17 protein-coding genes and 2 tRNA genes are annotated in these 22,877 nt (G+C 35.4%); 2 read left to right on the forward strand and 17 right to left on the reverse strand.

Annotated features, from left to right (window positions below; translation table 11 throughout):
• The 3 genes from pdhA to porV all read right to left on the reverse strand — a co-directional run bounded on the left by pdhA (position 1) and on the right by porV (position 2,919).
• Positions 1-999, reverse strand: a complete 999-nt coding sequence (pdhA, locus tag YQ22_RS04490; RefSeq protein ID WP_071340220.1) for a pyruvate dehydrogenase (acetyl-transferring) E1 component subunit alpha — start codon at positions 997-999, stop codon at positions 1-3.
• Positions 1,000-1,176: 177 nt separating this feature from the next.
• Positions 1,177-1,662, reverse strand: coding sequence for a cytidine deaminase (cdd, locus tag YQ22_RS04495; protein ID WP_071342500.1), 486 nt, complete (start codon positions 1,660-1,662; stop codon positions 1,177-1,179).
• Between the two features lie 108 nt (positions 1,663-1,770).
• A complete protein-coding gene (porV, locus tag YQ22_RS04500) occupies positions 1,771-2,919 on the reverse strand; it encodes a type IX secretion system outer membrane channel protein PorV (protein WP_071340221.1) in 1,149 nt (382 codons plus the stop codon).
• Between the two features lie 443 nt (positions 2,920-3,362).
• On the opposite strand from porV, the gene gldJ reads away from it, so the two are divergent.
• Positions 3,363-5,033, forward strand: coding sequence for a gliding motility lipoprotein GldJ (gene gldJ / locus YQ22_RS04505; protein ID WP_058105270.1), 1,671 nt, complete (start codon positions 3,363-3,365; stop codon positions 5,031-5,033).
• A gap of 62 nt (positions 5,034-5,095) precedes the next feature.
• Positions 5,096-6,373 carry a UDP-N-acetylmuramoyl-tripeptide--D-alanyl-D-alanine ligase gene (locus YQ22_RS04510; RefSeq protein WP_071340222.1) on the forward strand — a complete coding sequence of 426 codons (1,278 nt, stop codon included), beginning with the start codon at positions 5,096-5,098 and terminating at the stop codon, positions 6,371-6,373.
• On the opposite strand, the gene YQ22_RS04515 is transcribed toward YQ22_RS04510, so the two are convergent.
• From YQ22_RS04515 to nhaD, 14 genes are all read right to left on the reverse strand, one after another.
• Positions 6,374-6,448: transfer RNA gene (locus YQ22_RS04515), tRNA-Val, on the reverse strand.
• Positions 6,449-6,515: 67 nt separating this feature from the next.
• Positions 6,516-7,802 (reverse strand): Nramp family divalent metal transporter, encoded by a 1,287-nt coding sequence (locus YQ22_RS04520; RefSeq protein ID WP_071340223.1) that lies wholly within the window; start codon positions 7,800-7,802, stop codon positions 6,516-6,518.
• Between the two features lie 89 nt (positions 7,803-7,891).
• A complete protein-coding gene (locus YQ22_RS04525) occupies positions 7,892-8,593 on the reverse strand; it encodes a FadR/GntR family transcriptional regulator (RefSeq protein ID WP_071340224.1) in 702 nt (233 codons plus the stop codon).
• 185 nt (positions 8,594-8,778) lie between these two features.
• Positions 8,779-9,750 (reverse strand): polysaccharide lyase family 7 protein, encoded by a 972-nt coding sequence (locus YQ22_RS04530; RefSeq protein ID WP_232231308.1) that lies wholly within the window; start codon positions 9,748-9,750, stop codon positions 8,779-8,781.
• Between the two features lie 9 nt (positions 9,751-9,759).
• Entirely contained in the window at positions 9,760-10,635 is an 876-nt protein-coding gene (locus tag YQ22_RS04535; protein WP_232231309.1) for a polysaccharide lyase family 7 protein, read from the reverse strand.
• A 50-nt stretch (positions 10,636-10,685) separates the two neighbouring features.
• Positions 10,686-12,554, reverse strand: coding sequence for a PKD domain-containing protein (locus YQ22_RS04540; protein ID WP_232231312.1), 1,869 nt, complete (start codon positions 12,552-12,554; stop codon positions 10,686-10,688).
• 55 nt (positions 12,555-12,609) lie between these two features.
• Positions 12,610-14,058: a RagB/SusD family nutrient uptake outer membrane protein gene (locus tag YQ22_RS04545; RefSeq protein ID WP_071340228.1), complete on the reverse strand. Its 1,449-nt coding sequence runs from the start codon at positions 14,056-14,058 to the stop codon at positions 12,610-12,612.
• Positions 14,059-14,077: 19 nt separating this feature from the next.
• Positions 14,078-17,182, reverse strand: a complete 3,105-nt coding sequence (locus YQ22_RS04550) for a SusC/RagA family TonB-linked outer membrane protein (protein ID WP_071340229.1) — start codon at positions 17,180-17,182, stop codon at positions 14,078-14,080.
• An 871-nt stretch (positions 17,183-18,053) separates the two neighbouring features.
• Positions 18,054-18,128 (reverse strand) — tRNA-Val (locus YQ22_RS04555).
• 62 nt (positions 18,129-18,190) lie between these two features.
• Complete coding sequence (locus YQ22_RS04560; RefSeq protein WP_071340230.1) at positions 18,191-19,405, reverse strand: bifunctional folylpolyglutamate synthase/dihydrofolate synthase; 1,215 nt, start codon at positions 19,403-19,405, stop codon at positions 18,191-18,193.
• Entirely contained in the window at positions 19,402-20,340 is a 939-nt protein-coding gene (locus YQ22_RS04565; protein ID WP_071340231.1) for an energy transducer TonB, read from the reverse strand. Before YQ22_RS04565 ends, YQ22_RS04560 begins: the two co-directional genes overlap by 4 nt.
• On the reverse strand, positions 20,341-20,727 hold the full coding sequence (locus YQ22_RS04570; protein WP_027068115.1) for an ExbD/TolR family protein: 387 nt from the start codon (positions 20,725-20,727) through the stop codon (positions 20,341-20,343).
• 9 nt (positions 20,728-20,736) lie between these two features.
• On the reverse strand, positions 20,737-21,426 hold the full coding sequence (locus YQ22_RS04575) for a MotA/TolQ/ExbB proton channel family protein (protein WP_058105260.1): 690 nt from the start codon (positions 21,424-21,426) through the stop codon (positions 20,737-20,739).
• Positions 21,427-21,478: 52 nt separating this feature from the next.
• Complete coding sequence (gene nhaD, locus YQ22_RS04580; RefSeq protein ID WP_071340232.1) at positions 21,479-22,849, reverse strand: sodium:proton antiporter NhaD; 1,371 nt, start codon at positions 22,847-22,849, stop codon at positions 21,479-21,481.
• Positions 22,850-22,877: the final 28 nt, after the last annotated feature.

Raw genomic sequence — 22,877 nt, forward strand, 5'->3', positions numbered from 1 at the left:
TTATATTTTATGTTGAACAAATGGAAAATCCTCTTGTTCGTAAACCATATCATATAATTGGTTTACTGGTGGATAATCTGATTCTTCTGCGAACTTCTCACATTCCTTAACCAAGGATTTCACTTTTTTGTCAATATCCTTAATTTCAGCGTCGGTCGCATATTTATTTTCCTTAATAATATCCAACACCTGAGTAATTGGATCTATTTTTTTATACTCTTCAACCTCATCTTTGGTTCTGTAATGTTGTGCATCTGACATAGAATGACCTCTATATCTATATGTTTTCATTTCAAGAAAAGTTGGTCCACCACCACTACGTGCTCTTTCGATCGCCTTACTCATTTCTTGCGCAACAGTTACCGGGTTCATACCATCAACAGGCCCACAAGGCATTTCATAACCTAAACCTAATTTCCAAATTTCGGTAGAGAACGATGTTCTTGCCACTGAAGTACCCATGGCGTAGCCATTATTTTCACAAATAAAAACAACGGGTAATTGCCATAACATTGCCAAATTAAAAGTTTCATGTAACGAACCTTGTCTTACAGCACCATCACCCATATAACAAAGGGTTACGTTATCTCTTCCAGCGTACTTATCACCAAAAGCCATACCTGCACCTAATGGAATTTGCCCCCCAACGATACCATGCCCACCATGAAAACGATGTTCTTTTGAAAAAATATGCATAGAACCACCCATACCTTTTGAAGTACCGGTCACTTTACCATATAGCTCTGCCATAACTTTTTTAGGGTCAACACCCATACCAATTGGCTGAACATGGTTTCTATACGCAGTTATCATTCGGTCTTTGGTTAAATCCATTGCATGTAGTGCACCAGCCAAAACTGCCTCTTGCCCATTATACAAATGCAAAAACCCTCTTACCTTCTGCTGAATGTATACAGCAGCCAATTTATCCTCAAATTTCCTCCAAAACAGCATGTCTTCATACCATTTCAAATACGTTTCCTTGGTGATTTTTTCCATCAATTTTAACTAAAGGTTTAAATTTCTTTATTGATAACAGAGGCAGTACAACCTAGGTATCCAAGAACAGCAAAAATACACATATAAATGAATCGATAAAAATTAAAGAAGCAAATCCATTAAGAAATTACAAGCTTAACAAATAAAGCTTATAACGTGTATATTTATAATGTCATTTTAATTGAGAAATGTACTATTGAACCCTAACGGCAATAAATCTGCCAAAGAACTACATTCAATAACACTACCTGTCTCACCCATCATCAATATTTTAATAGGTTCGCCCTGTTTAAACTCGTATTCAGATATTGCTTGCCTACAATTACCACATGGAGCTGCCGGCTCATTAACTTCATGATTTAAAGATGCCGCAGTAATGGCGATCGCTTTAATTTTTACACCAGGATAATTGGCCCCTGCATAAAATATAGCCACCCTTTCCGCACATAAACCTGATGGATAAGAAGCATTTTCTTGATTGTTACCTTCAACAATCTCCCCATTATCCAATAAAATAGAAGCACCTACATTAAAACTAGAGTATGGTGCATACGCCCGTTGTCTTGCCTGTATAGCTGCGGTCATTAAACTTTGGTCTTCAACCTTTAATTCATCAAATGAATCATATATGGTGATATCAAAGCTTATCTTCTTCTGGTTGATCATATTTTTTTATTTATCAATCTACATATATTAATTGTACCTGAGAGAATGTCGCATAAAAAAACCTGCAAATTAGCAGGTTTTTTCTATTATTAAACTTTTTGAACTTTAATCATTATAATACTCTTCCCCTAAATTAAAAGTAAGTGAAAAACGTAGTGTGTTCTCTAGTGGATTACGCACTTGAGACGTTGAAAACAAATAAGAAAGATCTACCTGAGCAGCCTTAAACTTGAACCCTGCACCCAACGTAAAGAACTTTCTAGATCCTTTTTCCTCACTCTCGTTGAAATAACCGGTTCTAATCATAAAAGCATCCTGATAAACATATTCAGCGCCTAATGCCCAAGTAAACTCCTTTAGCTCTTCACTAAAACCATCTGGTGCATCTGTAAAAGAATTAAATATTCCACTGAATCCACTTTCATTTTGATAGATATCATTATCTGCCGCATCAACATCACCATCACCATCAAAATCTTGAGGTGTTGGCACCAGCAATTTAGTAAACTCCGTAGTAATACCTATTACGTTATCTTGATCTAAAATGAAATCAAAACCACCACCAACACTTAATTTACTAGGCAAGAAGTTTTCCTGTCCACCTTCATCATATTGAATTTTACCACCAATATTAGAAAGGTTGAAGCCACCTCTCCATCTACCGTCAAAATTATTATAGGCTATTTCTCTAGACCTGTAGTAACCGGCTACATCTACCGCAAATGAACCTGCGGCTTGTGAATCCTCACTACCATTCTGTGGTAATTTCAAATTAGATCTTATATATCGTCCACCAACTGCCATTGAAAAAGTAGGACTTAACTTTAATGAGTATGACCCATCCAAAGCCAATTCATTCGGTTTCGCAATAGTACCCGGATCATTGGCAAACTGTCTTAACTCAATTTCACCTAAAGTAAAATATCGCAAACTGACCGCAAATGCACTTTGCTCATCAATTTTATTATAAAAACTTGCATTTAGCAAAGAGATATCCGTGATAATACTTTCCAAATATGGTGTATAACTTACACCTATACCTATTTTTTGCTCCGCAAATGCAAATTTAGCAGGGTTCCATTGTTGAGAAAAAGCATCTGTAGAAGTTGCCACACCCATATCACCCATACCAGCAGACCTAGCATCTGCCGCTATTGTCAGAAATGGCACCGCCGTTGTAATTACACGTTGGTCATCTTGTGCAAATACTTTACCGATAATCAATACAAAGAAAACAAATGAAATTTTTCTCATCTTAATAATTGTTCTTTATTAATTTTTAAAGTCGAAATATAGTGTTTACCTTATTCTCAACTCCAATATTTTACATGTAAACGCACATTTTCCCGTTATCTTGCATGAATATTAAGTTTTTTATAAGATTTTATAATTTAAGTCGAATATAAGGGTCATAGCTTTTATCCGAATTTAGATTACAAGCCTTATTATCACATTCTAAAAGTTTTATCCTGAACCATACTATTTGACTGATTTAACCGTTTAACCTTTAAAGAAGGCCCAATTTTACAAACGGTTATTTTTTAGATTTTCAAAATTATTTTTAATTATAAAATAATCTTATAAAAACACCGTTCTATTGAGCGAAAGTGACAAACAAATTAAAAGAAATTACAGTATCATATTGAAATAGTAATCAAACTACTATTTAATATGACAATTGAACTCAAGTCCTAATTATGAAAAAACATTTAGTAAAAGTTGTACTCTCGTGCACGGTTATAGTAGGAGGCTTAACAGCTAGTAGCTGTTCAAAATCTTCATCTTCTTCTAAAAACACCTCTAGAGCTACAGGTTGGAAAATAAATGCCAAGGAAGGTGGTTTTCAATACAATACCGATTTTAAAGAGCAAGAAACCGCTCCTGGATTAGTATTCGTTGAAGGTGGAACGTTTACCAAAGGTAAGGTTCAAGATGACGTAATGCATGATTGGAACAATACTCCGACTTCACAACATGTACAGTCTTTTTATATGGATGAGACAGAGGTAACCAACGTAATGTATTTGGAATACCTTGACTATTTAAAAAGCGTATATCCACCAGAAAACCCTAAATACACTAACATTTACGTAGGTGCACTGCCAGATACATTGGTATGGAGAAATAGATTAGGTTTTAATGAAACCATGACCAACAACTACTTGAGACACCCTGCATATGCAGAATACCCTGTAGTTGGCGTAAACTGGATCCAAGCAACACAATTTGCCGAATGGAGAACAGATCGTGTAAACGAAGTTATGCTAGAAAGAGAAGGTTACTTATCTGAAGATGCCAAATATCAAGCAGCTACAGGTGAAGTACAAGGCACTTTCAGTACAGAGGCATATTTAAATAGACCTGAATCTGTATATAATGGACAAATTGATTCATTACAAGGTAAAAAGAAAAAGGATAGCGTTTCAACTTTTGCCAAGAGAAGCAGCGGTATCATTATGCCCGAATATAGATTACCAACTGAAACAGAATGGGAATATGCAGCGCAAGCACAAGTTGGGCAAAGAGAATATAACAATTACAGAGGTAGAAAAAAGTATCCTTGGGAAGGCGATTACACTAGAAACGGACAACGTGTAGGTCGTGGTGATCAATTAGCCAACTTTAAGCAAGCAAAGGGTGATTACGGCGGAATTGCAGGTTGGTCCGATGACGGAGCAGATATTACTGCCGAAGTAATGTCTTACAAGCCTAACGATTTAGGTTTATACGATATGGCCGGTAACGTTGCCGAGTGGGTAGCGGATGTTTATAGACCAATAGTTGACGATGAGGTAAGTGACTTTAACTACTATAGAGGTAATATTTACATGAAAACAGCCATTGGCGAAGATGGCAAAGTAAATATTTTAAGAGATTCAATCGTCTACGATACATTACCTAACGGAAAAGTAGTAGCCGTAAATTTACCGGGAGAAATTAAAATGGTTCCCGTAGATGAAGAAGAAACATACTTAAGAACTAATTTCTCATCAAGTGACAACAGAGGATATAGAGATGGAGATCCTGGTTCTTCAAGATTCTATGATAGATTCAACGATGGAGACGAAGAGGATTCCAAGAAAAAAATGTACAACTCTCCTAAGCATTCAGTTGAAAGAGATTCTTTAGGTAATCTTATAAAAGGTTATGATTCATCTAACAACAGAACTACTTTGATCAATGATGAAGTAAGAGTTTACAAAGGTGGATCTTGGAGAGATAGAGCATACTGGTTAGACCCAGCACAAAGAAGATATTTACCACAATATATGGCTACGGACTATATAGGATTTAGATGTGCAATGTCTAGAGTTGGTTCTAAATCAAAAACAAAAAACAAAACAGTTAGAGGTAAAAAAGCAAAATAATTTTTATCTAAACGAATTAAAAAAGCCCTTTTCTTAAAGGGCTTTTTTTTATCTTCGATTTTATGAAAATTCACGACTTACATGCTATCTTTTTAGCAAACCCTTCCATTAGCACAGACACTCGAAAGATTAAGGAAAATGATATTTTCTTTGCTCTGAAAGGAGAGAATTTCAACGGCAATACTTATACACAAAAGGCTCTTGATAGCGGAGCCAGTTATGTGGTGATTGATGAAGAAAAATATGTTGCAAATAACAAAACAATTCTAGTTGATAATGTTCTTAAAACATTGCAGGACCTAGCAAACTACCATAGAAAAAAGTGTAAAGCACAGGTAATTAGTTTAACCGGCAGTAATGGAAAAACAACTACAAAAGAATTAATAAACGCAGTTTTAAGCACTTCATACAGAACAATAGCCACAAAAGGTAATCTAAACAACCATATTGGAGTACCATTAACACTACTGACCATTAAACCAGATACAGAAATTGCCATAGTTGAAATGGGTGCCAACCACCTTAATGAAATTGAATTTCTTTGTAAGATTGCCAAACCTGATTTTGGTTACATTACCAACTTTGGAAAAGCACATCTAGAAGGTTTTGGTGGCGTAGAAGGAGTTATAAAAGGGAAAAGTGAACTATATGATTATTTAATTAGCAGTAATAAGTCCGTATTTCTAAATGCAGACGACCCCATCCAATTAGAAAAACTAGAAGGTTTCACCAAGAAATATGGCTTCAGCACTACGCAAGCAAAGTATTTCAATATTGAACTTATAAACGCACAACCATTTGTAAACCTAAAGGTAGAAGATGTTGAAATAAACAGTAACCTTATTGGCACATATAATTTCACTAACTGTTGCGCTGCGATTATCATTGGCAAATATTTTAATATAGAACTACCCAAAATAAAATATGCTATTGAAAAATATATACCAGATAACAACAGGTCGCAAATTATAAACACCAAGGGACACTATATTATTTTAGATGCTTATAATGCCAATCCCTCAAGTATGAAAGTGGCACTTGAAAACTTTCATACATTAGAAAAGCCGAATAAAATTTTAATTTTGGGAGATATGTTCGAGTTAGGAAATTCATCCCATGAAGAACATCAATCAATTGTTGATTTAACAAAAAGATTAAACTTTGAAAAAGTAATTTTTGTAGGCGAGAATTTTTATCAAACTACTACAAATTCATTGAAAATGAAATCATTTGCTGATTTAAACGCTTATCTAAAAACAAATTCAATTTCACCTAAATCTACACTACTTATAAAAGGCTCTAGAGGCATGGCACTGGAAAGAGTTTTAGACAACATATAGTGGGATATACTGGATTCGAACCGGTGACCTCTGCCCTGTCAAGGCAGCGCTCTAAACCAACTGAGCTAATATCCCATATAATTTGAATAATAGGGGATAAAGATACATCTATACCATTTTATAATAAAATGTTGGAAAGCATTTAAATTAATTGACCGCTATTATTTTGAAAATAACCAAGCAACGCCACTATACCATTATAGGAAATTACACAAGAGAAGAATAAGGCAGCAAAAAGACCAATGTTTAGCAACAAACCTGCTTTATATTGAGCCATAAGTTTTTTACTATTAATCAGCAAAATAATTCCTAGTATAACCAATGGTAATACAAAAACATTAAATACTTGAGAAAGTATTTGCATTTCTATAGGGTTTGCTCCGTATACCGGCACTATTAAAGAGAACAAACACGCTATTGCGGTAATGACTCTAAATTGTTTTGAATTTGTATCCAACTCCCCAGATTGATAATCCGCCAATAATATTGGCGCTATCAATAAACATGGAAATATTGAAGATAGCCCTGCACTTAAAGTTCCAAAGAAGAATAATGTTAATGCAAATTTACCAGCAACGGGCTCAAGCGTATTTACCATGTCCAATACTTTGGTTACCGGCTGCCCTTGATGAAAAAGAGCTCCACAAGCCACTGCCATAACGGAGGCACTTATAAAGAAAACCAATGAAGCCGCTATTATTGCATCTTTTTTTTGTTGATTTCTGTTTTTAATGGTCCATCCTTTTCCTTTTACAAATAATGGCCTTGACAAGAATGTGGCCGCAGCCATTGTGGTACCCACAAATGCAGCCACCATCATTTGACCACCTTCAACTTTTGGAATTGATGGCACCAAACCTTTTACCACTTCCAATGGTAATGGATATACCATAAATAAAGAAATGATGAAAGAAAGTCCCATTATTGTAACGAAAATCACAAGAATTTTCTCAAAAAAAGCATATTTACCTACCAGCAATAAACCATAAAACACAATTATCACGGCAATGGCTATTGCTAGAACTGTCTCATATTTGGCATTGACCAATCCTGGAAAATAAATAAGAAAGATTTCATAAATTATATTCGCAGATATACCCAGAATACCCATTAGCGAATTCCATTGACCAAATGAAATACCTAATATTATAAGAATTGCAATAAGTTTGCCCCACTTCAAATGTTTTTTAAAAGCAAACAATGCTGTTTCACCCGTTACCAATGCAAAATTTCCATAGGCATACATTAGCAAACCCGAAAAAACACAACTTAATAACAACACCCATAAAAGTTGCATTCCATAAGTACTCCCTGCCACGATCATAGAGGTAACACTTCCAGTACCAATGGTATAACCAATCGCAAAAATTCCTGGCCCAAAGGCTAAAACTAGAGCTAAAATCTTTTTCCAAATAGATGATTTAGGCATGTTTTTCTTTTAGTAGTTATTTTGACCTAATTCAAAATCAAAATTGGATTATTTATAAAAGTATTTCAATATGGGTATCAACCTCAACCCTAAATATTATAGCAGAATTGATAAAGATTCTTAAAATGTACTTTCATCTTCTCTTTGGCCGATTGAGGATTTTGCTCCTTGATGGCATCAAAAATATCTTGATGCTCCTGAATACCTCTGAACGCCATATTCTTATCGCAAACATGGTACTTTTCAAAATTGGTAAGAATTTCAGGTGTTATAATCAACATAAAAGTATTCATTGTACTATTACCACTAGCTTTGGCTATGGCTAAATGAAACAACAAATCTTCTTGAACTGCATCTTCTCCATTTTCAACTTTTTCCCTATAAGCATCCAAGGCATTTTTCATTAGCTCCAAATCATCATCAGTTCTTCTTCTAGCTGCCAGACGCACAGTTTTAAGCTCTAACAAAATTCTAGTTTCTACCAATGATTTAAAATCGGGCTCATCTAACCTTAGAATGTCGTTAACCATTCCATTCATGGCCACTTGACCTATTTCAGCAACGAATGTACCGCTCTGAGGCTTAGAAACTAAGATTCCGTAAAATTCCAGTTTCTGAATCGCTTCACGAACACTACTTCTACTTACACCAAATTTCTCTGACAATGTTCTTTCTGAAGGTAATTTATCACCTGGCTCTAGATTTTTATTATTCATTAAATCTCTGAGCTGTACTATTATCTCATTCTGTATTTCATTGCTCTCGTTCCTTGTGAGGATTTCTAATTTCATTTATAACTTGCTTTAAGAGAAAATCGTTAGTAATTCTAAGTCATTAATTTGCAAAATTAATATACAATGAACAACTACTGGTTTAATTTAAAATTTACTGGCCTAAAACAGGCCAGTAAATTCATTTCAACAAATCTAACTCAAACAACTTTCTTTGTTATACTAGGTATATTTTTCTTTTAAAATTAATGCGCAACCTCTAATTCATAATATTTTACGTACGCAAATGCATTGTTTTCTATGGTCTGTAAATAATTACCAGCTTTAAAATAGTTTTCAAATACACCCCATTTTTCAATATGAATGTCGTTATAGACAACAGATTCAGAATCATTCAATATAATTTCCATTCTTCCTTCTGAAACTACAACTTCTAAAGTAAACTTATCATTACCTACAACTTCTGAAAATGTATGACTTTCATTATCCTCCCAAGCATCAGTATGTAGTATTTCCTCGTCAGTGGCATTAATATTCTTAAGCTTTTTAGTAAGCACCCTAACCCTTTCTTTCTGCCAATATATCTTCAACATCGGCGGTGCATTATTATCATTCTCGCCTATTAAATCTCTTTGCTCATTAGTTAATCTACCATGAATTTGCATAACCAATGTTCTATGAAAATCTCCGCCATCATCTACAGATATTTCAGGCACAGACAATGTACCTTTCATGCGTCCGCCCTGTGCAAAAGTCCAATTTGTACTATTACTACCCGGAACTATTTGCTCTCTCAACTCCGTTCTTGAATAAGAAGAGTTTGCTGTTGATGATCCAGGTGATGTATAAAAAACCAAAGCGCCATCTGTAGAATCATTATACATGAACGGCAATAACCTTTCATCAGTAGCATAATCTATTATTTCTGGTGGATTTACCTCATCTGGACTACCAATAGGCAATGTCACCTTCCAATTTTCCAAATTAATATTAGGCAAAAAATAGTCCACTCCTTCTACTTTCACTTCCTCTATTTCTTCTTCAACTTCTTGTTCCTCCTCAATAATCTCTTCCTCTTCAATTACCTCTTGCTCTACTTCACTTTCAATTTCATCTGAAGAACTATCACAACTCAAAAAACAAAGTGACAACCAAGACATGAAAAGACAGCTAATTGCAAAATGCTTCGTAATCACTAGACTATTCCTTAATTTCATCTATACATATTAATGTTTTACTTCTAAATCATAGAAGCTAACTTTAGCAAAAGAACCTTCATCTCTACTTTGAAAGTAATTACCTGCTTTAAAATAGTTCTCAAATACTCCCCAACGCTTCATATTAAAATCATCATAAACAGCAAACTCAGTATTATTCAATGAAACTACCATTTTACCATCTGTTACTTTTACTTCAATTTGAAACTTTCCAAAGCCTACCTCTTGTTCAAAATTAAATCCTTCATCATCTGTCCAAGCTTCTTCATGTAATATTCCAACTGAATTAACATCAGCAAATTTTAGCTTTTTCGTCTTTACCCTTATTTTGCCGTTCTGCCAGTAAATTTTCAAAACTGGTGGGGCATTATTATCTCTTTGCCCTATTAGTTCTTTTTGCTCATTGGTTAACCTGCCATGAATCTGTAAAATAATAACCTTGTGGTACTTTCCATTTTTATCTCTTGACACTTCATCGACCGAAAGTTTTGCCTTTAAGCTTCCACCTTGTTTAAACGTCCAGTTTACATTGTCATCACCGGGCACCATTTGTTCTCTAAGTTCTGACCTAGAATACTTGGTGTTTGCAGTAGTAGCCGAAGTAGGATATGCATAAAATGTTAACGCCCCTTTAGTGTAATCATTAAACATATATGGTTTTAATATATCATTATTTGCATAGTCCAGAATTTCTGGAGGTTCAACACTAATAGCACCTCCCTTGCCAGAACCCTCTGGAATTGTAACCTTCCAATGTGATAAATCTATGTCTGGAAGTTTGGTTTTTTTCCTTTTCTTTTTTTTTCTACGTTTCTCCGTTTTTGTTTCTGACTCTGTGAGGTCACCCCCCATAGTTTGGGAGGTAGCCTCTACAGAGAGAAACATTAATGACAATATCAAAAGATGTGATATCCAATACATTAGAATCAAATAAATTATGGTGCTTCATAAACCTTAATATTATCAACCCATGCATCTGCAGTGGTCAAAGAATACATCCAAATAGTCACCTGTCCACTTGCATTAGAAGTAAATGTATCGGTACCCATTGTAAAGTTACCCTTACCGTTAGCAACATCAACTACAGCTCTTCCTAAAGGACCCGCTCCTGTTGAACTAGCAAAGGCAGCAGCGCCATCGCCATCAAACCAACCATCCAATATCTCTACATAAACTGCGTCACCACTATTTGTAATAGCTGCGCTAAACTCTATCGTATATTCTTTATTAGGTTCTACGGTAATCTCTTGATATGCAGCTCTAGAAGAAGATGTTCTTGACAAACTTTCAAGTGGACCTACCATTGTAGTACTACTTGTATACTTTGCACCAGGTGTTTTAGAACCTGTATCCGCTCCCGTATAGTCAAATGAATCTCCGTCTGAACTTGTATTAAAGGCATTTGAATTACTGCCATCAAAACTAGATGGCTTCCAACTAGAAGAACCATCAGAGAAATCACCGTTTACAACCTCAACAATAAAACCATCTGCTATCGTTATCTGTTCCGTTGCTTCGGAAGTATTTCCTGTTTGACTATATGCTGTTAAAGTAACTACATATATACCATCTTCTTCATAAGTGTGAGTAGGATTCATACCCGTAAATTGGTAACCATCTCCAAACTCCCATAAAAGCATTACCGCATCCACAGATTCATCGGTAAACGAATATGTTCTATAATCATCTGCATCTACTTCGAAAGAAAAGGCTGCTGATACCGGTGCCAAGATGGTAATGTTTTTAGTCAACTCCGTTGATAAACCAGAATCATTGGTAGCATTTAATGTCACAACATAATCTGCAGCAGTTTCATATACATGTGTAGGAGACTCATCTGTTGAAGTATTACCATCTCCAAAATCCCACTCGTAAGTAGAAGCGTTAACAGAAGAGTTCGTAAAAGTATACTCTAAGAAGTTTGTTTCGCTCTGTGCTATATCAAATCCTGCCGATGGCGGTACAGCTCCTGGTATTCCAACTTCTATTGTAAAATCATCAAGTCTAGCCTCAACCTCTCCGTTTGTAAAGTAAATTGCAACAGTATTATTTATACCTGAGTTGAACGAAAGTTTTTGCTGTACATAAACATCTGGTTCAGAATCGTCCGTTACGGTTACAGATGCTATAATTGCATCATTTGCCTCTTCTTTATTTGCAAAAGGTCCATTCTCCGTAACACCCAATACAGCAACAGTTAATGAAGGATCAGAAGATCCACTTAACATAGTATACCAAAAACTTAAATCATAATTAGTATCTGGCTCTACAGTAATTTCCTGATAACCTACACGATCACCTGCCGGTACCGGTAATTTTGCTCCTTGATCTCCAAAAGTAACCGGACTACCTGTAATTTGTATTACACCACCCAAATCACTATTTCTCCAAGAATCACGACCGTCTCCTCCTCCTTCTGGCAAGGTATCATCTTCAAAGCCAGCTTCAAGAATAATAGGCTGAAAGGGTCCTTCTACAACCATTACCTCTATAGTAGTAGAACCAGTAACACCATTACCGTCTATTGCGGTTAACGTTACAGGATATGTACCTTCACCGTCAAAAGTAAATGTTGGATCCTGCTCCGTTGAAGTGTTTCCATTACCAAAATCCCATTCAAAAACAGTAGCTTCTGTAGCTAGGTTGGTAAAATTGATGATCCTAAAATCATCTGAGGAAGCTGCATAAGAAAAATTAGCCGCTGGAAATACCGTGTCTACCTTTGAATTAGTATCTGGTAAATCATCCCTAAAAAGTTCATCATTTACACAACTAGCAACCATGCCAGCCGAAACTATAGCCATAAGCAATAGTTTTGTCTTACTAAATATATTTACTTTCTGTCTCATAGTTTTTATATTAATATCCTGGATTTTGTGTTAATAAACCACCACTAATATTTATTTCCCTTGCAGGAATTGGCAGCAATAAGGCTCTAGAAGAAAAAACGTATCCCATTTCCTCAGCATGTGCACTCAATACTTGATCAGCTACACCGAACCTAAGTAAATCGAACCAACGTTGGTTTTCAAATGCCAATTCAACACGTCTTTCCCTTAAAAGTTCTGTTTTTGAAACACTTGAAACAGTGTTTGGAGCTGTATCAGGAAAAGCTCTATCCCTGATTTTTTGAAAAGATTCCAAAGCGCCAATATCAGTTGTACTAGTACCATCACCTATTGCCGCTTCTACATGCATTAATAATACATCAGCATATCTCAATGCTATATAATCGTTACCTGCATCTCTTGCACTTAAACCATAATCTGGCGGTGTTACACTAAGATCTGTACCTTCAGGTAGAAATTTTGCAACTTCTGAAGTTGTATTGAATGTTACATAAGAAACCTCTGTTCTGTTACCTCCATAGGCAACGAAATCGGCTACTAAATTATCATTCACAATATTCTGCCCATCTTCTCTTCCTTGACGGAAAGTTGAAGTGAATTCTGAAGAAAAACTTTGACTCTCCGCACTGTTACCAGCTACATATTGTACCGCAAAAATAATTTCATCGTTCAACTCGTCATAAAAAACATCTGAATAGTTACTTTCCAAAGAAAAATTTCCACTATTGATTATTGCTTCACAAAGTTGACTAGCACCAGAATAATTTTTGTTTGGCTGAGTCATATAAACTTTAGCCAAAATACCTTGTGCCGCCGCTTTAGAAGCTCTTGCCTTAGCTGAATTATCCAAAACGTTCACAGCTTCTTGTAAATCCTCAACTATTTGAGCATAGATCTGTGCTTCAGGAATTCGGGTAAACAAAGCTTCATTATCGGTTGGACCAACAACTTCTGTTACCAAAGGAACGTCGCTATACAACCTAACCAAGTTAAAATATGCATAAGCTCTTAAAAATTTTGCCTCGGCAGCATACTTGGCTTGATTTTCTACATCTGCAACCTCTATAAAGCCTAAAATGTTATTTGCTCTAAATATCACTTCATACATAGATTGATAGTAATCTTCAGATTCTACGTTATTGGCATTTACCACATATCTGTGAAAATCTGACTTAGACCCTTCTAATGTGGCGTTACGAGTGTTATCAGTTCTATGCTCTGTTAATAAGTGCTCAAACTGAACCCCTCTATTGGCATCTCCAATATTTGTGGTCGTATTTTCATTTACACCTTGTAATGCATCATAAATGCCTATCACACCGGCTAAAACATCTGCATCTGATTGAAAGAATGACTCAACCGCAACTGCCGTTTCTGGCAAAGGGTTCAAAAAATCATCACTACAGGAATGGAATATCACCCCTGTGATCATAAAGACTATATATTTTATATGTTTCATAATAAGTATCTTTTAAAAATTAAAAATCAATGTTAAGACCCAATGTCAATGTTCTAAATATTGGCGTACCAGCTCTTTGAGAACCATAAGCCCTTGGATTAGAACCATCTACATGCTCAGGGTTAAAACCATGATAGTCATCTGCAGTGATATACACTAAATTCTGAGCAGTTGCATAAACTCTTAGACCTCCAATACCAATTTTAGATGTTACATCATCAGGGAAATTGTATCCAAGATTTATATTTCTTAAAGAAAAATAATCTGCATTTGCTATAACTTCACTGGTCAATACCTTTTCTTGAATAAAAGATGTATGTGGTACTAAACCGTCAGCAACTGCTTGCGCCTCTCCTCCACTACGTGTTCTATTACCAAACCAGTTATAGAAATATTGATCACCAATATTATTCACTTGAGCACCTAAGCTACCTTGTACCATGAATGAGAAGTCAAAATTACCCATCTGAAACTCATTAGTAAAACTGTACACTAAATCTGGGTATGGATCACCTAAAATGGTTTTATCTTCTTCCGTAATGATACCATCACCATTTAAATCCTTAACGATCGTATCATCTGCCTGACCGTTAATTCTATTCCAAGGATTATCTACATAAGTAGTTCTAAACTGTGTGTCATCGTATAAATCCGTATCAACAACATACCCCCAGAAAGATGATATTGGCTCGCCAATTCTGTTTATCCATTGAGAGTTTCTACCATAATCATCTTCTATTAAAGCATTGTTAGAATCTCCAAAACTCAACAATTCGTTTTGGTTAGTAGAAGCAATCAATGTAGAGTTCCATCTAAATTTTTCTCCAACAATATTCTTGGTTCTTATTTCAACTTCAACACCTTTATTTTCAACCTCTCCTAGGTTTACTATACCGCTTGTAAAACCAGTAATGTAAGAAACTGGGTTTTCCAATAATAGTTCATCACTTGTTCTCTTATAGTAATCTACAGAACCAGATATTCTATTATTCAGGAATCCGAAATCAACACCAAAAGTCATTTCTTCTGAAGCTTCCCATTGTAATAAGGCATTGGCAATGTTTCTTGGCGATACACCAGGAGTTATACTACCATCTGTAATCGCATTAGAATTTTGAAGTAATGCTAAATAAGGATAAAGGTTTACATTATCATCACCAACATTGAAATTTTCAGCTCCTGTTAAACCATAACTAGCTCTAAACTTTAAGTTATTGACTATATCACTGTTCAATAAGAAGTTTTCTTTAGCAACGTTCCATCCCAAAGACACAGCTGGGAAATTACCGTATTTAGAATCTACACCAAATACAGAACTACCATCTCGTCTAAAAGACGCATTAACCAAATACTTATCTTTATACGCATAATTAACTCTAGCAAAATAACCTACTTTTTTAAGCTCTGTATTAATTTCAGTAGGGTTGTCAATTAAAGTAGCACCTTGGAAATTTTTTAACAAGTCATTAGAAAATCCACCACCGGTCATTATACTTTCTTCAGATTTTCTTTGTTGAATGGTCATACCCGCCAACAAGTTTAAATCATGATCACCGCCAAAGTTTGCAGAATAATTTAAAGTGTTATCATTAATTAACCTTGTTCTAGATCTATTAGCCAAATAATATGCCGCTCTACTATTACCAGAAGCATGGTGCAATGTTCCGTCATATCTTGTACGTTTTCTATGCTCTAAAGTAACACCTAAAGAAGTTTTAGCGGTTAAACCGTCTAACAACTCATAACTTAAATATGTAGATCCAAATAATTTAGTATTAAATTCATAATGCTCTCTTTCCACATATTGTGCAAATGGGTTAGAATCACCAGAAGTACGTGGACGTTCTGTATTGCCATCATTATCCAAATCTAAATTAACCAAGTGATTTTCATAAAAATAATCACCAACTCCTACATTAGGATAAACATCTCTATCGATAAATTGTAATGATTCTTCAGTATGATATATTGGCAACCATGGCGATTGTCTAGTTGGATTATGAATTGAAGTTGGCAACCTTCTTTGCGAAGTATATGAAGGTGTAGCTCTTAACCCAAACTTTACCTTTTCACCTAATTTTGTATCTAACTTTATATTTCCTGTATATAATTTATAATCATCAGTAATTACAACACCTTCATCATGCAATGCTCTTAATGATGCACTAAACTTAGTATCTTCAGTACCACCACGTGCAGAAAAAGAATGACTGGTTACAGTTCCACCGTCGAAAAACACATCTTGCCAATCTCTATCTACACCAGTAGTAGCCACTAACAATTGTGCGTATAAAGTTTCACCAGATAGTGTTCCGGTAGCAGCTTGTTCTATCTTAGCCCATTCAGCAACACTCTTTTTGTAGTCATCACTACCATGTGCATCTTTGAAACCCGTATAGGTTTGATAGCTAAACTTTGTTTTACCAGCCTTACCGCTTTTTGTAGTAATCAAAATTACACCGTTAGAACCTTCACTACCATAAATTGCAGCTGAAGCAGCATCTTTAAGCACCTCAAAAGACTCAACATCATTCATATCTATGTTAGCAAGAAACTCCGAACTCACTACAATACCATCAACAACCAATGCCGGTCCAGAATCTGCAGTTACAGACCCCACACCCCTAATAGTAATGGTAGGTGCACCACCGGCCTCAGCATTAGTGGCCTGAATATTAACACCGGAAACTTGTCCGATCAAGGCATCATCCACCCTTGAAACCGCAATTTGGTCTAAGGTCTCATTAGTTACTTTAGAAATTGAACCTGTTAATGTTGATTTCTTTTGCGTACCGTAACCAACAACGACAACTTCATCTAACTGACTAGCATCTTCCTGAAGGGTTACATTAACTGTTTTTTGAGAGACAATTGCTACTGTTTGCGTAGCATACCCTATATAAGAGAATTGCAATAAATCACCACTTGTAACCTGTATGGTAAAATTACCGTCAAAATCACTTTGGGTACCTCTAGTTGTATTTGCCACAACAATATTGGCACCTGGAATCGGTACATTGTTGGCATCTGTCACAGTACCAGATAAACTATAGGAGTCCTGTGCAAACAATTGAATGTTGACCAGCAACATTGCAACCATAAAAACTTTTAATTTAAAATTCATTTGTGTTATATTAAGTTAGTTCTATTGAATTGGGCCAAGCCCTCTTTTTGATCTACTTAAAATGCGATATTAGCCACCGCATCATAATCATTAATTTACTATAACACACATTTCACATAAGAATCAAGGATAATTCTTATTTTTACATAAAATGTGTAAATAGCAATACTTACATGTTTGTTACTTCCCTATCGATTTGGAGTAATTTTTTTCATAAAAAGGATGGGCGAGCACCCGTCCTTTTTTTATGCTTTTTTCTATAGTCTCATTTCACTTTTTTTTTAATTAATAAGATGATTATTAGTTTTCATTTAATTGGTTTACCAAATTGGTTCGTCAAACTGGTTTACCAAATATATGTTATTATCTTGTTAAAAAAAATTACTTTGAAAATTTATCGACCTTTTTTTTGTCACTAACTACTAATTTTCATTAATAAATTACGTAATCAATAAAATTATTAAGAATCTTTATCAAAATGACATTAGCCCTAAAACATTAGTCTTTATGGGCAATTGAGATACATGTTGAACATTTTTCAATTTGAATAACCTTGCTATTAAGATAAAACAGAGCGTGAATTTCAATATTTAAAAAATTTAACATTTATCTGTTATGATATTCATATTTATAAAGGCCAAAAATAGCAAATTGACAAGCATGAATATAAAACACCTTCTTAACAGTACCTTATGTTCAAAAGAATTAAATTGATTATGATTTAAAAAATGATGGAAGATAAAAAGTATCTAGAAGATCACTAAGATCACCTTATTAGCGTACTTCATTTTTTCTGTTTAAATACAGGAATAAAGACCTAAATACTAAAAACGAAAAAAGGCTTTCATTTTCATGAAAGCCTTTTACTATGTGGGCCCTACTGGATTCGAACCAGTGACCCCCTGCTTGTAAGGCAGGTGCTCTGAACCAACTGAGCTAAGAGCCCTTGTTAAGGGTGTGCAAATATATAATACTTTTACAATTCTCAAAAGAAAAATCAATAAAAAATTAAAGAACTTCTGCTACAACAAAGTTACTACCGCCCACATAAATTAAATCAGATTTTTTTGCCTGTTTTTTCGCTGTTTTAAATGCCTTATTCACAGACTTATATACATCGCCTTTAAAATTCAGCTCATAAAATTGCCTCGCCAAAATATTTTCATCCAAGCCCCTAAAAATTTTTGGTTTACAGAAATAATAGACCGCATTTTTAGGAAATAGAGGTAAAATATCAGCAATATTCTTATCCTTTACTACACCAATCACAATATGAAGGGTATCAAACTCTTGATTTTTTAATTGTTCCAATACATAAGATAATCCATCTTTATTATGAGCAGTATCACAAATAATAGTAGGTTGATCACCAATTTTCTGCCAGCGTCCCATTAAGCCCGTATTTTTGACCACATTCTTGAAACCATTAACTTTATCCTCTTCACGAATCTCAAAACCTTTTAACAGGTTCAATGTTCCCAAAACACCTTTAATATTTCGTTTCTGATAAGACCCTAGAAGACCTATTTCATAATCGCTATTGTAATTACCACTATCTGCAAATAAAATCTTAGAATTCATTTTATTTGCTACTTCCTTGAAAATTGGAACGGTTTCCTCATTAAACTCACTAACTACAACAGGAATATTGGGTTTTATAATTCCTGCTTTTTCCCTAGCTATTTCAGGTATAGTATCTCCAAGAATATCAGTATGATCCAGACCTATATTTGTAATTAAACTTACTTCTGGATAAATAATATTAGTAGAATCCAAACGCCCTCCTAAGCCAACTTCAATAATGGCAATATCCACACTTTCCTTATCAAAATATGAGAATGCCATACCAACTGTCATTTCAAAGAATGAAAGTTTACGCTGTTCAAAAAAATAAGAATTGTTCTCAATGAAATCAACTACCCAATCTTTATTGATTTTTTTACCGTTGATTCGAATACGCTCTCTAAAATCTCTTAAATGAGGTGAAGTATACAACCCTACTTTATAGCCTGCCTCCTGCAAAACCGAAGCCAATAAGTGACTACTGGAACCTTTACCGTTGGTACCTGCTACATGAATACTTTTAAAATTAGTATGAGGATTTCCTAAATGGGACGCAAACAAGGTTATACCATCTAGTTTTGAATTAAAGGCTACTTTACCCTTATTCTGATACATTGGAAGTTGAGCAAACATCCAATCCAAAGTCTCTTTATAGGTCACTCTCCCAGCTTGAAATTAACTACAACAAAACCAGTTTGTTTACTAGGTGCATTACTATCTAAGTTCCACTTGTGCATAAAAGCGGTTTTTCTAGCTGGTTCCAGCAAACATGGATCATTATTGGTCGTACCCTTTACTCCTGGTTCAGCACTGATAACTTTTCCATTGCGATCTACAGTAATTCTCACCACAACTCTACCAGATTGGTTACATTCTTGTGCAACTTTTCCTTTATTCACTAAAGACCTACCATTTAGTCCATATCCACCTGTTCCGCTTCCACTGCCCGGACCTCCATAATAGCTAGTTGCGTAGGGATCTCCGTCCGGTTGACCTTTATCTCCAGCCCTATCATCATCTCCTTCACTTCCAGTTGCCGTTCCATCAGACTTATTAAGACCACCCATCATCTCGTCCAATGCTTTTTTCTTTGCCTCCTGCTCTTTCCGTGCGCGCTCTTCAGCTTCTCTCTTCTGCTGTGCAATTCTGGCAGCTTCCGCTTTTTTCTTATTCTCCGCCGCTTCTGCTTTTCGTTTAGCGTCAGCCGCGGTTTCATCCGCCTTTCTTTTGGCTTCTTTGGCTTGATTTATTTTAACAGCTTCCTCATTTTCCTGTGTTAACAACTTTTCTGCAGGTGACTCTTTCTCCGCCGAAACTTCTTCCACTTCTTCAACAGGATTCTCAATTGCCTCTGCAACCTCTTGCTTTGTAGGCTCTACAGGAGGAGTGTCCACAGGTTCAGATTGAATTTTTTCTTTAGGCTGAATTCTTCCGCTACCAAACTGAGTAGTACCAAAGTTGACAGATATTCCGTTTTCCTCAGGTGGGTCCATATATGTTAGACCTATGTAAAATAAAACCAATAATAATGCACTTAGCAACAAGGTTGTAAGTGTCAGTGATTTCTTTTTATGTTTAGTATCTAAAAATGCCATTTAATTTGGTCGAACCGCCAAAATTACCTTGTAATTATTTCTATTGGCAATATCCATTACGTTTACCGCCTCTTTAATTGCTACGCTTTCTTCGGCTCTAAGTATAATTGTAGGGCTATCCTGCCCTGCAAGCGCCTTTTTCAATTCTATCTCAATATATTCTCCATTAATTCTTTCGTCATTAACAAAATATTGAAGATTCTTGTCTATGCTTACAGAAACATTTTGCGTATTGGTAGACTTCCCTTTTGCTTTAGGCAATAATAAGTCTAAGGCATTAGGGGAATTCGCCGTTAGCATAAAAAACACCAATAACAAGAATACAATATCTGTCATTGAAGACATGCTAAAGTCTGGACTGACCTTATTTCTTCCTTTTAATTTCATAATAAAAAATTAAAGAGGTTCGTTTAATAAGTCTAAAAATTCAACGGCATTAGCCTCCATTTTATGCACCACTTTATCGGTTCTATTCACCAAATGGTTGTAACCAACATAGGCTATAATACCAACAATTAATCCAGCTACGGTTGTTGTCATCGCTGTATAAATACCAGACGCCAATGAACCCATCTCCGCTTGACCACCACTACTTGCCATCTCATGAAAAGCAAGAATCATACCAATAACGGTACCCAAAAATCCGATCATGGGAGCCGCACCGGCAACAGTAGCCAATATACTTACGTTCTTTTCTAATTTATACACCTCTAAGGTACCGGCATTTTCTATAGCAGTATTGATATCATCTAATGGCTTGCCAATTCGGGAAACACCTTTTTCAGTTAACCTTGCCACAGGCGAATCTGTCTGTGCACATAAAATTTTAGCTGCATCTAATTTACCTGAAGTAACGTAATCACGAATTTGATTCATGAAATTCTTATCTATTTTTGAAGCCGCATTTACTGCAAGTAAACGTTCAAAATAGATATACAGAGCCACCCCTAACATTATGAACAATACGGTAATTATTATTACACTTCCCGTTCCTCCGTTAAATATTAAATCGATAACCGATAGAGTTTTCTCTTCAGATAATAATTCTTCGCTCGCATCTTGAGCCAAATCCTGAAATAATAACATAGTATTCTTTATATATTGAATTTGCCTTTATAACGATGAATTGCGAATTAAATTATCCGTGTAGAACAAAATCTCTTAATAATATAAATACGATCGCACCACTAACAAAACCGATTAAAGCCAACCAGGCAATTTTTTTCAGATACCAGAAAAAATCAATCTTTTCCATACCCATAGCTACAACACCTGCCGCAGAACCAATTATCAACATACTTCCACCTGTACCGGCCGAATAAGCTATAAAATGCCATAACGGACTATCTAACGGCTCACTGAACATACCCATACTTGCAGCAACTAAGGGAACGTTGTCAATTACCGCAGATCCTACACCAAATAATATAACTACGATATCAGTATTAGGAATTGCCTCGTTCAATGCACCTGCAGCATTAAATAAAATCCCTAAAGACTCCATTGCCGCTACTGCCAATAGAATACCCAGGAAGAATAATATACTAGGTAATTCTATTTTGGATAGCGAATGGTGAACAGGACTATGGTGACCTGCATTATCGTCATCTTCTCCTTCAACACTAGAAATGTTGAATTTTTTGTTACTGTAAATCTCAGCAAAAGTTGCCACAACCGCCAAAGACAACATCATACCAACGTAAGGAGGAAGATGTGTTACAGTCTTAAATATTGGAACGAACAAAATGGCACCTAAACCTAAGTACAACATTGTACCTCCATATTTAGATTTTGAAATCTCACCATCTAGATCACCATCTATTAAACCTTTAAAAATCTTAAATCTTCCAGCTATTAAAACAGGAACTAGCATACACACCAATGAAGGCAATAATACATGTATTACCAATTGACCTGCACTTACCTTGTTTGCGATCCACAACATGGTCGTTGTAACATCTCCAATAGGAGACCAGGCCCCACCGGCATTAGCAGTAATCACGATCATACCCGCAAACCATAATTTTGTTTCGCGATCCTTTATTACTTTTTGCAAAATTGTGATCAAAACAATAGTTGCGGTAAGGTTATCTATAATAGCAGATAAAATAAATGCCAATATTGAGAACAACCACAATAGCTTACTTTTCTTTTTAGTTTTTATAAAACCTTTAATGGTAGCAAAACCATCAAAATAATCTATGATTTCAACAATGGTCATTGCCCCTAACAAGAAGAACAGAATCTCTGCAGTCTTCCCAAGGTGATGCAAAAGAGATTCTTCCATGATATGCATTTTATCCAAATGCCCTAAATCAGAGAAACCAGAAACCAAACCTTGCTGAACAGAATCGAACCAGTTTTCATAGCCATCAATTCCAAGTGCTATCAAAGCCCACAGAATAGCCATCATGGCCAATGCAGGAATAAGTTTATCTATTTTAAGATTGTGCTCTAATGTGATGGCAAGATATCCTGCCAAAAAAACAATAATAATTATGGTTTCCATGTTCGTTGGTTTTTTTAATATCTATTGA

Origin of the sequence: Maribacter sp. 1_2014MBL_MicDiv, from assembly GCF_001865655.1 — a bacterium.
Taxonomy (GTDB): Bacteria; Bacteroidota; Bacteroidia; order Flavobacteriales; family Flavobacteriaceae; genus Maribacter; species Maribacter dokdonensis.